Annotated in this window: 11 protein-coding genes; all 11 read right to left on the reverse strand. The window is 45.6% G+C overall.

The features are described from left to right. Position 1: 1 nt before the first annotated feature. The gene (locus NIAKO_RS29235; RefSeq protein ID WP_014222079.1) at positions 2 to 1084 is read right to left on the reverse strand and encodes an SGNH/GDSL hydrolase family protein; all 1083 of its coding nucleotides are present in this window, start codon (positions 1082 to 1084) and stop codon (positions 2 to 4) included. A 12-nt stretch (positions 1085 to 1096) separates the two neighbouring features. Then, positions 1097 to 2179 carry a YdcF family protein gene (locus NIAKO_RS29240; protein ID WP_049815633.1) on the reverse strand — a complete coding sequence of 361 codons (1083 nt, stop codon included), beginning with the start codon at positions 2177 to 2179 and terminating at the stop codon, positions 1097 to 1099. Between the two features lie 155 nt (positions 2180 to 2334). Beyond that, positions 2335 to 3204, reverse strand: coding sequence for an exodeoxyribonuclease III (locus NIAKO_RS29245; RefSeq protein WP_014222081.1), 870 nt, complete (start codon positions 3202 to 3204; stop codon positions 2335 to 2337). Positions 3205 to 3208: 4 nt separating this feature from the next. Continuing rightward, positions 3209 to 5218, reverse strand: a complete 2010-nt coding sequence (locus NIAKO_RS29250; protein WP_014222082.1) for a phosphodiester glycosidase family protein — start codon at positions 5216 to 5218, stop codon at positions 3209 to 3211. A gap of 130 nt (positions 5219 to 5348) precedes the next feature. Then, complete coding sequence (locus tag NIAKO_RS29255; protein WP_014222083.1) at positions 5349 to 7091, reverse strand: RagB/SusD family nutrient uptake outer membrane protein; 1743 nt, start codon at positions 7089 to 7091, stop codon at positions 5349 to 5351. Between the two features lie 24 nt (positions 7092 to 7115). Further along, on the reverse strand, positions 7116 to 10628 hold the full coding sequence (locus tag NIAKO_RS29260; RefSeq protein ID WP_014222084.1) for a TonB-dependent receptor: 3513 nt from the start codon (positions 10626 to 10628) through the stop codon (positions 7116 to 7118). A 99-nt stretch (positions 10629 to 10727) separates the two neighbouring features. Beyond that, the gene (locus tag NIAKO_RS29265; RefSeq protein ID WP_014222085.1) at positions 10728 to 11972 is read right to left on the reverse strand and encodes a FecR family protein; all 1245 of its coding nucleotides are present in this window, start codon (positions 11970 to 11972) and stop codon (positions 10728 to 10730) included. A 53-nt stretch (positions 11973 to 12025) separates the two neighbouring features. Beyond that, positions 12026 to 12601 (reverse strand): sigma-70 family RNA polymerase sigma factor, encoded by a 576-nt coding sequence (locus NIAKO_RS29270; RefSeq protein ID WP_014222086.1) that lies wholly within the window; start codon positions 12599 to 12601, stop codon positions 12026 to 12028. Positions 12602 to 12722: 121 nt separating this feature from the next. After that, positions 12723 to 13223, reverse strand: coding sequence for a CAP domain-containing protein (locus NIAKO_RS29275; protein ID WP_014222087.1), 501 nt, complete (start codon positions 13221 to 13223; stop codon positions 12723 to 12725). Between the two features lie 256 nt (positions 13224 to 13479). Next, complete coding sequence (locus NIAKO_RS29280; RefSeq protein WP_165761299.1) at positions 13480 to 14676, reverse strand: MFS transporter; 1197 nt, start codon at positions 14674 to 14676, stop codon at positions 13480 to 13482. A 127-nt stretch (positions 14677 to 14803) separates the two neighbouring features. Continuing rightward, the gene (locus NIAKO_RS29285; protein ID WP_014222089.1) at positions 14804 to 15742 is read right to left on the reverse strand and encodes a helix-turn-helix domain-containing protein; all 939 of its coding nucleotides are present in this window, start codon (positions 15740 to 15742) and stop codon (positions 14804 to 14806) included. Between the last annotated feature and the right edge of the window lie 33 nt (positions 15743 to 15775).

The following is a 15775-nucleotide window of genomic DNA, read 5'->3' on the forward strand; positions in this document are numbered from 1 at the left end:
TTTATTTCTTTTCAGCCAGCGCCTTCTTTACCACCGGCAATACTGCATCGGCCATGCGGGTAAAACCCAGATCGGTTAAATGAATGCCATCTATAGTGGCTTCGTGGTCATTACCTATCAACTTATCCGTTTCAAGATAATAGATGTTCTTCACCCCCTCTTTTTTTAAGCGCTCATAGGTTTTCCGGATTTCCTCGTTCTGTCTCTTAACCGTGTTGCCAACCTGTTGGTCCCACAGGCCGTTTTGCCTGAAGATGGTTTCTACCAATACAATGGGAATGGCGGGTTGCTGTTCGTGCAGGTATTTAATAAAAGGATATGATCTTTCACTGATCTCTTCCGGGCTGGGGTTGGGAATGCAATCCAGCACATAACAATCTGCGGGTACAGTAGCCAGGTATTTAGCCAGGGGCATTTCCATTTTGGCGCTGCCGCTAAAACCCAGGTTTATCCAATCGAAGCCGGTCCTGCGCTGCAGGATAGCAGGGTAGGCCATACCTGCTCTGCTCGCCGATGCACCCTGTACCACACTGGAGCCATATACTACAATTCTCCTTGCGGTATTAACAGCCGGCTTTGTTGGTTTGTTGATCGTTGCATTTTGCTGCACCCCGATCTGCAACTGGCTCACCCCATTGTACAAAGGCAGGTACAGCATGAATTGTTTCAGGCTGCTGTCCATATTCTGCACTATTATTTGGTTCTGGTTAATACCTGGCGCTACACGCCCTATACTTACAAACTGCCATTTGCCGGCTTTAAAACAATACAGGTCAAGCCCGCTGTGTGCATCGGGTGTCATGTTATGCAGGTACACTTCTTTTGGCAAATCCCATTTGGCCCGAATAATGCGGCTATTGGTCTCAAACAAGATCGCAATGCCTGCACTTTGTTTGGCCAGGTTCTTCACTGCCTGCGGCATCTCCTTCGCTTCTACACTATCTATGCGCTGATAAATGGAATCGGTTGTTTTGGCTTTCCCAACCATCATCAAAGTGGTGGCATCTGCATATTTAATGCTGTCCTGAGCATACGATAATTGAACAGCCAGGAGCACTATTGTAACTATGAAAATTTTATACATCTGAACTTTTATTTATGGGTCCAATGGATCCATTGAATTTATCTGTCTCGAATTTTCTGCAGGAAGATATTCCGTTTCTGTAGCGCTTATTTTCTTTATTGAACTGAAGGGTGTATACCCCAGTTCCTTCACTACTTTATCTTTCATTGCCCCATTGATGTAATTCGTTTGCGCGCTGTCAGAAACGATCAGGATCGGTTTATCAGCCGGCATTTTTTCTTCAAAAACAAAGCGGCTGGTATTGCGTAAGTTGGTAGTAGTATGCCGGGCATATGGCTCTATGATAATATCATACACAGGAATATGATGTACTTCCATCAAATAACGCCGCATTTCAATTGCCTCGCAATAAGGTGTTTTATTAGGATGAACATGCCCGCCCGATACCACAATAAATGGCGCCAGTTTGGCCTTATAACGGATAGCAGCACTATCGCATCTTCTGGCGCCGCCAGGGTCAAGCGCTACTCCAGGTTGTTCAGGCCCAAGCCCCGGCACCAGGATCATACTATAAGGGAAAGAATCCCATTTGGTATGTCGTGACCTTGCAAAAGGCCAGTCATTCCCTCCTCCAATATAATCATGTTCGTATTGAACGGCCACTTCGCGCCCATTCAACTGCAGTGCTTCCAGTGCAACCCGTACAGGCAGATCCAAACAGATCATCTTTTTTCCGTACCGGTCCAATACCTTTTCAACCCTGGCAACAATACTGTCACGAAATGCGGGACTATCTTTCTGAAAGCTGATGGAATCGATCTTCGGATACAGGGGAGCGTACCCTTCCACATAAACCCGCAGAATATTGTTTACCCCGCGGGCATCCGCCTGCCAGGCTTTGCGAATAAAAGCAGTATCATCATTCGTTGTAAATAGAGCATAGTGGCCATCCGCTTTAAGTTGCTGAACGCACGCCCTCAGCGCTGAATCTTTTACAACCAAACGCACCAGTTCATTGCCAATGGTCTGAATTTCCGCCTGGGTGAATTGCAGGGTATTGCCAAAACAGGGAGCCGTTTGGCAATTTTTCAGTGCTGCCCGGGTGCTTCGTTCCAACCTTGCCCGAATGGCATCCATAGGTGCGTTTCCATACATGCACGTACGCTCAGCTAATTGAAGCTCGCAGACTAAAGGAAAAAGTTTCCTCAAGAGCTTGTCTTCTCTTATAAGTGTTGCCGGCAGGTTGATTGAATAAACCAGCAGCATAATACAGCAACACAAAAATTTAGCAACAGGATAATTCATCATATTCATTTCAAATCCATTAATACCGGGTAGTGGTCTGAGTAGTAATCGGTGAAGTCATCTGTCAACACCCTGGCAGCCGCTATCTTTTTCACCAGGTCCCTGCTAACAAATATAAAATCTATTCTCGATGTTACATCAGTTCCGGTTTTCGGTTCAAACCGTTTGGGATGCACCGTTTTTACAAATGCCGGCGTTGTTGTTTTCAACGCATCCGTAAACCCATTGGCCACTATTTTATCTATCACTGTATAATCGAGTTTACCATTGGCCAGTTTTTGAATGGGCGCATATTTCTTTTCATAAGCCTGGTAATTGGCAACCATACGCCCATCGCTGTAATTGGCAGAATCAGCCGGTGACACGGTATTGAAATCTCCCATAATTATCCATTGCTTTCCGGCTGGCTGTGTATGAATGTGTGCCAGCAGCAGATCAACCTCCTGCGCCCGCTTACGATAATCGAACGGTGTAAAATGTAGGCTTATTATGTTCATGTCTTTTATGCGCGCCATAATGAACCCACGGTCCATATTATCACTAACCTTTTGCACATTTACTATAGGGTATTTGGAGGTGAGGGCCACAGGATATTTCTCCCCCTCTATTAATAATACAGCATACGGATGGCCGTACGATTGCGCCAGTTTCTCCAGCGAAGCCTGAGTAAACCCGGTTACTTCCTGCAAAGCCAGCACATCGGGGTTCATTTGCTTCAGCCAGTTAACAAAATTAGGTTTGTCGGCCGAAGTATCCAGTTTCATCCCTTCCAGCATATTGTAGGTAATGAACCGCAACCGGCTGTATTGGGTAAAAGCAGGATACCCGGCAAACAAAAGAATAACAAAAAGGATACGGGAAATCACAGTGCACATACAACTATTTTATCACGATTTTAAATGTTTCATTGATCTGGCCAGCCGTAACATACATAAAGTACAAGCCTGCCGGCAAATGCGGCAAATTGATGGATTGCGAACCTCCCTGGTATTTTTTATCCAGCAGCTTTCTGCCAAAGCGATCTAATACCTGCAGGTTAAAAGAGGTTACAGCATATTGTTTAAAGTCAAGATTGAATATACCATTGCCCGGGTTGGGATAGATAGTTATCGGGGTTTTCGCGGGAAGACTGGCAGCTGGTGTTACCGCTACTGCTTTGGCCGTATCGGCCACCAGGCGTACGCCTGTTCCATCTGTGCCATTGGGGTCAACCATAATATCGTCAACAAAAATGAACCAGGTAGTGGATGTATTGGGTTGCGTAAACTCGAGCGCGTCTAAACGCACACCCGCACTTTCTAACTGTCCATCACCGGTGTCTGCCGTGGTACCATTCAAATTAGCCAGGTTCCAGGTGTATTTGTGCCAGTTGCCATCATTGTTGATGGTAAGCTGGGGCGATAACTCCGTTCCATCATTATCATCGAGCCAGAGCCTCACCTTGGCGCCGGTTTGGGCGGTGGAAGTTTTCAGGTAAAAACTGAACGTGCCGGTATTGGCGAAATAACGGTTATTCTGGATCTGGCCGCTGCCCGATAATACCCTTGCCTTCCAGGCCGTGGTTACTGCCGCGTCATCATATAACTTTACTATCATGGCATGATACCCGCTATGGCAGGTAAGCGCGGTGGTTACTACCGAAGTGGTTGATACGCCTACCGTAGTGGAACTATACGTTGGATCATGATTAAAATGTCCTACCCCGTTTTCAAAATCATCGAGCGTAATACTGGAAAGATATGCCAGTAATGCGCTGGGTATGGCCCTGGGTGGATTATCAGACGGATTATTCCTTAGATCCCCCATATTGCCCACCATGGTGAAAGAGCCGCCGCCATCGAAGTTCAGGGCCTGGTAACAACCCAGGTACAGCATCAACGCACTCATTTCATCCAGTGTCATGCCTTCGCTTACACCTTCCTCTCTGCCATCCACCACCGTGAAATATATTTTATCCTTTGTTTGGTTAAACCCGATAGCTGTTCTGGGTTCCGCACTGGTAGGCACGGCGCCGCCTTCATCGGCCACACTGGTGGTAACGCAATTGGCGCCATCGAGCACCAGCCTCGTCCAGCCGCCGGTTAGTTGTTTTATATTGGTAAGCCCCGAAGGGTTGGTGATCACCTGCAGGTTCAGCGTAATTACATCATTCACATTGATGCCATCGAGAAATGTTTTGGCTGTTCCCAGTCCATACAATACTGCCTCCCCTGAATCGATCGCCATATTACCAGCACTTGATTTGGCGAGTACTTTACAGGAAATAGTGGCGTTGGCCTTCCAGTCGCCAATCCCATTCACCGGCACAATGCGCACTTCGGTACCTCCCGCTGCAGTACCTGTAGTGCTGCCTTTAAACCTATTATACATGATCAGCTGATCGGTACCGCCATACCTGTTAATATGATTGATAGTACGGTTATTACTGCCAGCTGTTACACTGTAACTGCCGTTGAGTTTGGTAATAAACGATGTTCTGTTTTCCGTAATGCCAAACACCGTACGGTTCAGCGTGGTGTCCCATAATAATTCCCCATCGCCGATCATCATATGGCGGGGATTATATTGCGGGCCCTGGCTGGTAAAGAAATCGCAATTGATCGCGGCGGTTACATCATGCCCCCGGAAATCGTCGTGATCGGCAAACATGGTTTGCACCGTTTCCTTTGCCGCATTGATCACGCCACCCGATTTCACTACCTGTACATTGATGGTTGATTCGGTGAGGTCGATCTCCATTACATGGATCTGCCTGATCGGCGAAGCCGTGTGGTAATGTTTGTAAAAAACACCGGGCGACATCCGGCGGGTAGAATCAAGCGTGTATTGCCCCCAGGTTGCTGAACAAATGACCAGGCATAGCATGCCCATTACGAAGTTTTTCTTCATTTGAAGTAAGGTTAAATGAATAATGACAATAGTTATATTTGGCCAAAGCGCGTTTCGACCTCGCTCAACGCTTTGTGGGCTTATCCCTTCGGTCCTTCGGCTCCGCTCAGGACGCTCAGGGTTTTCGCCATTACCAGTTCGGACTTTGTGCGAGATTAGGGTTCAGGGTTATGTCTTCAGTTGGTACCGGATAATAATAATCCTTCTTCTCATCAAAAGTGCACGGAGTACTGTACATGGGATTGAAGTTGCCCGATGTACTATTGGTTAAGCGCTTTTGATTAACATTAATAATACTGGTAGTGCCTGCAGGTGCAGGGGTGGTATTATCGGTGCGTAAAAACACATCTGTTTTGCCATCATTATTAAAATCAAAGGCGCCCAGGCCCGGGAAATACATCCCCACCATTGGTTTTTCGAGTTTCTTTCCTTCTTTCCACCGCATCAGATCATCCCAGCGTATGCCTTCATTGAAAAGCTCAATGCGCCGCTCTCTTCTTATTTCCAATATTACTCCCTTATTCAAACCCTGATCTACATTCGGATACCAGTATTCGAGATAGGGGTCGGGGCTTGCATTGGCAGCAGCCAGGTTTAAATTGGGCATACCGGCACGTGCCCTGAGTTTATTGATGGAATTATCCAGGTCGGTTTGTGTTAGCGTACCCAGCTCAGCTTTTGCTTCTGCCAGCACCAGCAAGGCTTCTGCAAAGCGATAAATAACTATGTCGTTATAGGAGTTGAGCGATCCCCATTGGTCGCGGCTGGGAAGCCCCTTTATTACCCGGTAACCGGATGTAGTGATGCTCAGGTTCACCGGTTCTCGGGTGGTTTCTTTGTACACCGAAAAATCAGGACCGGCAGTAGTTTGCGTAAGGCGGGGATCCCGGTTCTGCATTTCATCATAAAACCCTTTTGTCTGGTACCCGGGTTGATCGGTAAACCGGGTCCCGTCTTTCATCAGATAGCTGTCGATCATATCTTTCGGAATGCCATATACGCCGGCAGTGGGCGCCGTCATTAAATACCCCACACTCTGGCGGCCATAGGTGGTGTTATAATCGCGCGCCAGGATGGTTTCCGTAGCGTCCTGGTCGTTGCGGGCAAACAACTCGCGATAGGCAGTAGCAGCGCCACCGGTTGTAAACAGTTTGTAGGCGTTGGAAGCGATCAATTCATTTGCAGCCGCCGCAGCTTCAGTTAAAAATTTTTCATGGTCCCCCAGGCTATGGTATTTTCTGAATGTGCCCTCAAACAAACAAATGCGGGCCTTTAACAACAAGGCCGTATATTTTGTGATCTCATTCAGTTTTACTTCTTTGGGAATATTGGCAACAGCATAATTAATATCGGCCAGTACCGAATCCATTACCAGCTTGCGCGAATCGCGGCCTTTGTACAGATCAGGATCGTTGGCAGACAACACTTTGTTATAGAACGGTACGTCGCCATAGGTCTTCACTTTTTCATAGTAAAAGTAAGCCCTGAAAAACCGGGCAATACCGCCATATTTCAGTTTGGCAGCATCATCAGTACATTTCTGATAGTTTTCCAGAAAGAAATTGATACTTCGCAGATCATCCCATACCCATTTGGTACTGGCATTGGTAGGAGGTACAATGCGGGCTCCTTTCACCCGGGCATCTACCGACAATGGAATTAAATTATCACTCTTTGAATCTTCGTCGGTATACAGGGTGTAGGTAGGCAACATTTCATAAAAGCCATTGGTATATACCTGCAGATCGGTAGCCGTGTTAAAGAACTTTTGCGCATCGATACTGTCTTTTGTATCCTTATCCAGCAAACCACTTTTTGAACAACCTGCCAGTAGTGTAACAATAGCTACCGAGATCTTATATATTCGTTTCATTGTAATTTCTTTTGCGATCATGTTTTAGAGTGTAAGGTTGATGCCTGCAGAAAATATTTTACCAATAGGGTAATCTTCCGCTCGTCCGCGGGTATTGGCATTTTGGGGATCTGAATAACTAACACCGGCGCCCGCCATTTCCGGATCGAGGTACCGGGTAAGATGGCCAAACCGCCAGGTGAAAATATTTTCCCCACTGAAGTATACCCGCAGTCGTTGAATTTGCGCACGTTTGGTCAGTTTTTCCGGCAGGGTATATCCTATCGTAAGGTTCTTCACCCGTAGATAACCAACGTTGGTGAGGTAGTAGCTATTGGTTTCTCCCAGTGACCGCAGGCCGCTGGTGTTAAGCGCCGCATAACCCCTGTTTATTTGTGGATAGCGATTGTTAGGATGTTCCGGCGTCCAGGCATTGCTTACCAGGTCTTTGCGGATGAATGATAAATAAGGCCGTTCATATGTACCCCAGTAAATATCTCCTGAAGGATACCAATCCTGTTTGGCAACACCTGCCCCGGCTATTGACAGATCAAAACTCTTCCAGTCGGCGCTGATGTTAAATCCAAATGGACAGGTAGGCATGGCATTGCCGATGTCGGTTATGTCGCCATGATCGGCCAGGGTATTCTTGCCCTTATTGATAGCAGAGTCGCCGTTGAGGTTAACATATTTCAGATCACCGGCGCGCAGTTTTTTCCATTCTGTATTCTGCACAACATTTAACTCATAGTTGTACACCTGCCCCAGGTTGGTGCTGGGATTGTTGTAACTGCTCTGATAGTCCTGTGCTTCTTTATCGCTCTGGAACTGTCCTGCCACTTTATACCCATAAATAGTTCCCAGTTTCTGTCCTTCCCAGTAGGTGCTCATTAAACCATTCGGGTTGGGATATTTGGTGATAACCCCCACAAAATTGTAGGTACTGGCGGTTGCTCTGAAATGTAATGGACTACCAAATAGATTAAAGGTATTATTGTACGTAAGGCTCAATTCAAATCCGCGGTTACGCAAACTGGCAATATTTTCTTTGGGTTCCTCGGCGCCAAATACAGAAGGCAGCGGCTGGCCCGGCAGGTACATCCCTTCTACATTCTTTTCATACCAATCGAAGGAAGCCATTAACCGGTCATTAAAGAACCCAAGATCAGCCCCGAAATCGATGGTGCGTGAATTTTCCCAGCTTACCACTTTAGGTAAAGGTGAGGGCGTCGTAGCGTAGTTTGCCCTGATGCCATTGATCAACCAGTTGGTTTGTTTGGTCAGCAACAACTGCCTGAATGTATTTACGCCGATACTCTGATTTCCTAATTTTCCATAAGAGGTCCTGAGCTTGAATGAACTCATTATATTTTTGAACGGCTCATAAAATTTCTCCTTGCTCACATACCAACCTGCTGATACCGATGGGAAAAAGCCCCAGCGGCTGTTTTCCGGGAATCGCGACGAACCATCATACCGGGCATTTACCTCTAACAGGTATTTATTTTTGAAGTCATAATTCAGACGACCAAAATAACCCTGAACACCCCAGGTATATCCACTGCCAGTAGCCGAAAACAATTCAGTACCCAGGTTAAGGCTGGCAAGGTTATTATCCAACAAATTGTTCTGCCCCGCGGTTACATTGTCGGTATTCATTTCTTCCTGGTTATATCCTAAAAGCAATTTCAGGTTATGTTGTTCCCTTATGCTTTTTGAATACGTACCATAGATATTCAGGGCATTATAATAGCTGCGGTCCCGTTCCTCAATAAGCCGGTTCACCCCGCCTGTTGCAGGCAATATTTTTTCGCCGCTTAAATAGTTGAACTGATTTAAACGGGTGGTTTGGGCATATTGGTTGATCGTGTTACTATAGTCGATGTTGATCTGAAGGTCTTTTAACGGCGTGAGCTTTCCGCTTAAAGTGTTTATCAGTTGATCACGGCGTGTTTGCACGTAGTTCGATCTATCATGCAGCGCTCCTTGTGCCCCGCTGGCGAAGAAGTCGAATGGAACGCCATCAATTTCCGTTGGATAAAATGGGAAGAGAAAATACCAGGTGGTATTGCTCCACAACCCGCCATAGCCCGACTTGGCACCGGCAAACTCCAGGTTATCGTCACTGCTGAACTGGGTATTATTACTTATCTCCAGCAAGTTGTTGGCCTTTAGTTTTATGGTACCCTTCAGGTTGTATTTTTTCAGATCGGCATCATTGATATTTTGGATACTCTGGGTTTTGTATACGCGGGCAGAAAGATAACCCTGGATCTTATCGGAACCACCCGAGATTGAAAGGCTATGGCTACCCGATGCCTGCCAGGGCCGGAACAGGTAGTTGTACCAGTTGGTATTGTAAAAGAATTTATAGCTGCCATTGGGCTGCAGTTCCCTGAAAGGTTCGCGCTCACCTGAAATAACCTGCTGCAATTTATCATAGTCCGCATCTGTATACCCGGTATAGGTGGTGCCATTATAACCGGATAAAGCGGCGTCTACTGTTTTACCATAATCGTAAGGATTAGATATAAAATCAGTCCGGTTGGTGGGTCTTGTTTGTCCAAAGTTGTTGGTATAATTGATCTGGATCTTTCCTTCTTTCCCTTTTTTAGTAGTGATCAGAATTACGCCAAAAGCGCCCCTTGCCCCATAGATCGCTGCAGATGCCGCATCTTTCAACACCGTAACGCTTTCAACATCCATGGGGTTTATACGATCGATACTACCCACAATACCATCTACCAGTACCAACGGTTCGCCGCCATTGATGGAGTTGAATCCCCGTACATTGATCTCGGGTGTTTCATTGGGGTTACTATTGTTCGACTGTATGTTCAGCCCCGGCAGCAAACCCTGTAAGGAGGTAACAATGCTGGCGGTGGGTCGCTGGTTGATGGCTTCACCACTTACCTGCGATACGGCGCCCGTTAAGTTTATCTTCTTAGTGGTGCCATAACCAACTACCACAACTTCCCCCATGTTTTGCATAAACTCGGTAAGTACTACTGAACCGAAAGCGGGGCTGGATGCAGGAAACTCTTTTGTAATATAACCGGTGAAAGAAATAATCACCACGTCCTTATCATCCACATTCGCCAGGTCAAACTCTCCCTTTTCATTGGTAACTGCCGACCGGTCCGATTGCTTGGTTCTTACCGTAGCGCCCGCCAGTGGCAAACCTTTGCTGTCGGTAACCCTTCCATGAATAGAAACAGGCGGTACTGCTTTTAGCTGCGCAGCTGGATTACTGATGGTTTCTTTTATTATGATGCTTTTGTTATTGACCTCAAAACTCAGGTTGCTGCCCGATAAGCATTTGCTCAATACGTCCGACACTTCGGTATTCACCACATTAACAGAAACATTAGGCAGCTTTTTTACCGACTTTACGTTATAAATAAAATCAAAGCCACTCTGTTTCCTGATCTCCCTGAAAATATCGGTTAACGGTTTATTGCGCTCATTGATGGTTACGCGCTGTGCAAACAAACCGGAATTACATGAAAACACGGTCACTACCAAAATTACCTGTTTGAAAAACATACCAGATTTCATACGTTCAGTTAGTTATATTTTTTAGAAAAATAATAGCCCTCCGGGTAGTGCAGCGTTGCCACCACCGGCGCCTGTTCAACAGGATGGTTTAATAAAATATTACTTCGTGATAATGATCTTTCTGCCTCTGCCTGATTGGTCTCCCGGGATTATTTTGAAATGAATGGTACCGGTTGACTCGAACATGTTTAATACATCTGAAATATTTCTGAACCGGGAGATCATGCCCCCGAATTGTTCATCATCTACATTACCCCTGTACTCAGGCGTGAAATTGTACCAGCGGGCCAGTTTGCGCATAATGCTTTTTATATCCTCATCAACAAACATAAAATACCCGTTCTTCCAGGCTATGGCCTGTTCTACGTCCACTGTCTGAACCGGGATGGATTGGGATTTTTGGGATGACTGGGATAGGATAGCCTGTTGTCCAGGTTTCAATATTATTGGTTGTTCTTCTCCCTTTGCCATTTCTTCATAGCCTACCCGCACGCTTCCCTCCAAAAGAGTAACTCTATGAATGCTTTCATCATCATAGGAGTTAATATTGAAATGGGTGCCCAGTACTTCTACCGTAGATGAATTAAAATGCACTTTAAATGGTCTTGACCTATCTTTTGCTACTTCAAAATAAGCTTCCCCGTTTATCTCCACTTCTCTTGTATTTCCGGTAAAGTTTACCGGGAACTTTATGTGCGAGGCGGAGTTAAGCCATACCTTACTGCCATCAGACAGCACCAGTGAATACGCCCCACCATTGGGAATGTACAATTCGTTATACACCGGGCCGGGAGGTTTACCTTTCAGCTCGCCGGTTTCATAAATGATCTGGCCGCTATCATCTTTTCGCACCTGTGCATTTCCCTGCAAGCTCAATATGCCTGCGTTGGTTGAATCGAGTATGACCTCTTTCTTATCTGCCAGTATCAGGATCGCTTTATTTTTATTGCCAGGCTGCAGGTCGGGTTTAACGGGCGTTGTTTGTGCTACAGGTGTTATTGGTTTAGGTTCACGTGGTTGCAATAACCAGTAACTGGCCACAATCAACACACAGGCTGCGGCAGCAACACCGGCCCATTTCCAAACCGGGAATAAAGGCGCCACCGGCTTTTCTTCTTTTGTTTGTATGGCAGCCTGCACCGATGCATATAATTCCTGGCTTTCTGCAGCGCTGAATAAAGGAGCCGGGTCGCTTTGACTATCTATAACTTCTTTGAAAAACTGACGGGCTGTACGCGCATGCGCCGGCTGGGACAGCAGACTTAATAATTCTGCATGTTCCTCTTCACTGATCGTTTTATTACGGAAGCGTTCAATTAGCGTATCGAGCCTTGAGATAGCCATATATTATTAAAGACACTGAAAGGTGAAAAAGGGAGATATGGAAAATGAAAATTTTAAAAGAAAGTTGAAAAAAGAAATACGATCCCCGTGAACGGACCGGCCTTAATCAGCTTCACAATCGTTTGCGTAGCCCATTGCTGGTATTTTTTTACTGAATTGACTGAAAGATCCAGCCTATACGCTACATCAGCATTTTTAAGCCCCTGCTGCCGCAACAGGTATACTTTTTTTTGTTGCAGCGGTAACTGGTCTACCGCGCTGTCAAGTATGGCATACAGGTTATCTTCTGCAACAGGTTCTTTTTCAGTTGACAGCTCATAATGCTCAGCGATGGCCGCTTCTTTTTCTTTTATCTGAACCTGTTTTCTGATAGCGTTGAGCGTATGGTTGCGGGTAATAATAAACAGGTAGGCCGGGAAATTTTTAATGGAGGGTAGCTGCAGTCTGTTCTCCCACAGCTTTACAAAAACATCCTGAATGATCTCTTCGGTAAGTTCTTTTGAGCGGGTAACTGAAAAAACAAAATGACCCATTTGTTGATGATACTCAACAAACAAGCTATTAAATGCGCGTTCATCATGTTGCGCAATTGCCGCTAAAATACCAGTATCTTTTAAGGGATGTAACACCGGATACAATTAGTTGGTCGAATTCGAATGTATGATTATTTGGCAAATTTGAGAATTTTTGCCGGCGATGCGGGCAATACACATCGCCGTGCGTTGGTGATAATAATTTAATAATAAACAACTAGTTCATGGCAAAGATCTGCGTGAAATATAAATTGCCTCTTTTATCGGCCGCAATGCCAATACCTGTTATTCTATAATGCCCTTCAATATTCTCTCTATGCACCGCGCTTCTTAACCAGTTATCTACAACTTCTTTGGCAGATGTGCTGCCCATGGAAACATTCTCGCCTACTTCTGAAATACCGCCGAGAGCAGAAGAAATCCGGCTTGAACGGCCGTCGAAACCATTATGTCCAAAGGAAGTACGGTGCGACGCCATATTCTGACTGTGCTTTAATGCTTCCGCACTCATCACACTATTCATTACGAGGGGTGATAATCCTTTTTTGCGGCGGTAACCGTTAACATATTTAAGTACATCATTGGCCATCTCCGCATAATCTGCTGGCATTGCTGATACCACAGGAACTGGTTTTTCTGGCGCAGGGGCGGCAGGACCGGCTTTCACAACAATGCCGGACATAAAAACAAGGAACAGGAAAATTACATTCTTCTTCATACTACTGGGGTTGATAATCGGGACGTGATGCGAATTTCGTACCACAAAAAGATAAAAAAAATTAAATATTTCAAATCCGGGTTATCAATGATTTCCAGCATTCCTTTAACAATATTTTAAAGACCGCCCCATTCACTAACTAGCTCGTTTGAGTGAAAAACCAGCGATCGTATAAAAACAACAAAGCCCTGGCGGTACCTCCAGAGCTTGTTGTCCTAAACAAACATTATATATATTCTTAAATCCCAGATTCATCTTACGCTGCAGCAGTTGCCGGACTGCGTTCTGCGTTTTCACTTATTGCCGGTCTTTCGTTTACTATCCATTTCGTTCTTATGATGGTGAACAAAACTCCAACTACCAATACGCCATAACCAATACCCAGTACTGTTTGGTTGGTTATACTTAAGAAATTTACCAGTAATGAACTTAAGATAGAAGTCACTACAGAAAATCCGCCGCCTACCAAACCAGCTGCTTTACCTGCATATTGCGGAAAGCGGATCAAACAGTACGACATCAGGTTGTTGAAAATAAATCCGCCTGTACTATGCACCAGGAATACGTACAGCAGCAGCGTAGGTAAATTTTGATAGAAAGTGGTCAGGGTGATCAGCACCGCTACCGTCGCCAGTTGAATAATAGAGGCAACAATCAGCTTTTTCACAAATGGTTTTGCGATCAGCATTCTCGACACCGTACCACCCACCATTACTGACACACCTGAAAACAGGGCACAATAACCGGTTACATGCGGATTAAGATGTAAACGTGATTCAATCAGGAACGGACTGGCCATTCCATACAACAGGATCATCGCATAGGCAAGGCCCAGAATGATCATACCGGCTGTAAAGTCAGGCGTTTTTACCATTTTGCCATAAGTACCGAGAATGGTACGAACACTGAATGGCGATGCCTGTTTTTGTGATTCGCCGCCTATCAGCACCTCAATTAAAAAGAATGCTAAACTAAACAGCCCCAAGAAAATAAAGTTGGAGGACCAGCCCCAGGTTGTTTGAAAAAAGCCACCAAGGAAGGGCGCTACTATTGGCCCGATAGCCCAGATAACAGAAAACAAACTGGTGTATTTCTTTAGTTCCTCTCCTTTATATACATCCACAAAAAACGATCGTTTGGCCACGACTATTACGGCTACCGTAAAGCCCTGCACGATACGCATGGCGTAGATCACATTAATATCCTGGGCAAAGGCTATAGCGAAGCTGGCAGCGCTGAATGCCAGCATAGAGATCATGGTTGGCCAGTAGCGTCCGTAGCTGTCGAGCAGGCCGCCTACTATCAGCTGGGAAATCCCATAACTGATGATAAATAAAGAAAGGGTTAATTGAATGGCTGCAGGTGTGGTGTGTAACTGCGTGGCCATATCGGGCAATGATGGAATATAAACATCCATAGCAAAGCCGGAAAGCGGAATAAGGCCTAGTGCCATGTACGTGTTTGCACGGGTTCTTGATGGTGTAATGCTCCTCATGGTTGAAATCATTTAATTGACGATGTAAAAGTAGTCAACCCGAGTGCAAACCCAATTATACCATTCAAAGGGATGATTATACAAATCAAAGGGCCATGGAAACCGCCATATTGTTCTGCCTGAACTCCATGGGCGTCATTTCAGTAAACTGTTTGAAGTACTTGTTAAAGTGGGAAGGATACTCAAACCCAAGCGCATAGCCAATTTCAGCTGCATTCCAGCTGGTATTGCGCAACAGGGCCTTGGCCTCGGCAACAATGCGTTCGTGAATAATTACCCGGGTAGATTTTCCCGTATTCTTTTTAATAACACTATTCAAATGGTTCACATGCACGTGCAACTGGTCGGCAAAATGGGCAGGTGTTAATAATTTTAACGAATTCTCCGGTGAATCAACGGGAAATTGCTGATTCAACAGCGAAAAAAAGGAGTTCACCAGGCGGTCGCGCACCACACCAGCCTGTACGGCCTGCTGCTGTTGTAACCGTATTCCTTCATGGATCGTTAACTGCAACATATTGCGGATCATCTCCCATTTAAACGGGTAATCCGATTCCTGCAACCGTTTCATTTCTGCAAAGTAACCATTCAACCGCCCTAATTCTTCTTCTGTAAGCGTAACGATGGGGTACAGGGTGGCATTGAACAACGGACTGGCATACTGCACATCGGGCGACATTTGCCCATCGATAAACTGTTTATTGAAAATGCAGCTGTAGCGGCTCATTTTCGAGATTTCGATCGAAGCAGGCACCGATGGATGGGTAAAAATAATACAGGGCTGGTTCAAATGTATTTCCCGGTCATCATAAATGAGGGTGCCGCTGCCCCGGCCCGAACCATCACAGATACAGATCTTTAAATAATCCCGCCGGTTAAAAGGGGTTTTGCGGCAACAGGCGGTCGCCATCCGCACATTGAAATGCCCCGATTCACTCGTAATGGGTAAATGATCTTTTGTAATGGCATGCCCGGTTCTGGCATAATAATCCAGCAGGCTTTCGGTTGGAATTTTCTTATCCATTGTATTACAATTGAAATACCACCAATTTCGGCA

This window comes from Niastella koreensis GR20-10, from assembly GCF_000246855.1.
GTDB classification, from domain to species: domain Bacteria; phylum Bacteroidota; class Bacteroidia; order Chitinophagales; family Chitinophagaceae; genus Niastella; species Niastella koreensis.

Excerpts from the sequence above, each read along its gene's own strand:
- NIAKO_RS29235 (WP_014222079.1), bottom strand. The coding sequence starts at position 1,084 with ATGTATAAAATTTTCATAGTTACAATAGTGCTCCTGGCTGTTCAATTA.
- NIAKO_RS29240 (WP_049815633.1), bottom strand. The coding sequence starts at position 2,179 with ATGTATGGAAACGCACCTATGGATGCCATTCGGGCAAGGTTGGAACGA.
- NIAKO_RS29245 (WP_014222081.1), bottom strand. The coding sequence starts at position 3,204 with ATGTGCACTGTGATTTCCCGTATCCTTTTTGTTATTCTTTTGTTTGCC.
- NIAKO_RS29250 (WP_014222082.1), bottom strand. The coding sequence starts at position 5,218 with ATGAAGAAAAACTTCGTAATGGGCATGCTATGCCTGGTCATTTGTTCA.
- NIAKO_RS29255 (WP_014222083.1), bottom strand. The coding sequence starts at position 7,091 with ATGAAACGAATATATAAGATCTCGGTAGCTATTGTTACACTACTGGCA.
- NIAKO_RS29260 (WP_014222084.1), bottom strand. The coding sequence starts at position 10,628 with ATGAAATCTGGTATGTTTTTCAAACAGGTAATTTTGGTAGTGACCGTG.
- NIAKO_RS29265 (WP_014222085.1), bottom strand. The coding sequence starts at position 11,972 with ATGGCTATCTCAAGGCTCGATACGCTAATTGAACGCTTCCGTAATAAA.
- NIAKO_RS29275 (WP_014222087.1), bottom strand. The coding sequence starts at position 13,223 with ATGAAGAAGAATGTAATTTTCCTGTTCCTTGTTTTTATGTCCGGCATT.
- NIAKO_RS29280 (WP_165761299.1), bottom strand. The coding sequence starts at position 14,676 with ATGGCACTAGGCCTTATTCCGCTTTCCGGCTTTGCTATGGATGTTTAT.
- NIAKO_RS29285 (WP_014222089.1), bottom strand. The coding sequence starts at position 15,742 with ATGGATAAGAAAATTCCAACCGAAAGCCTGCTGGATTATTATGCCAGA.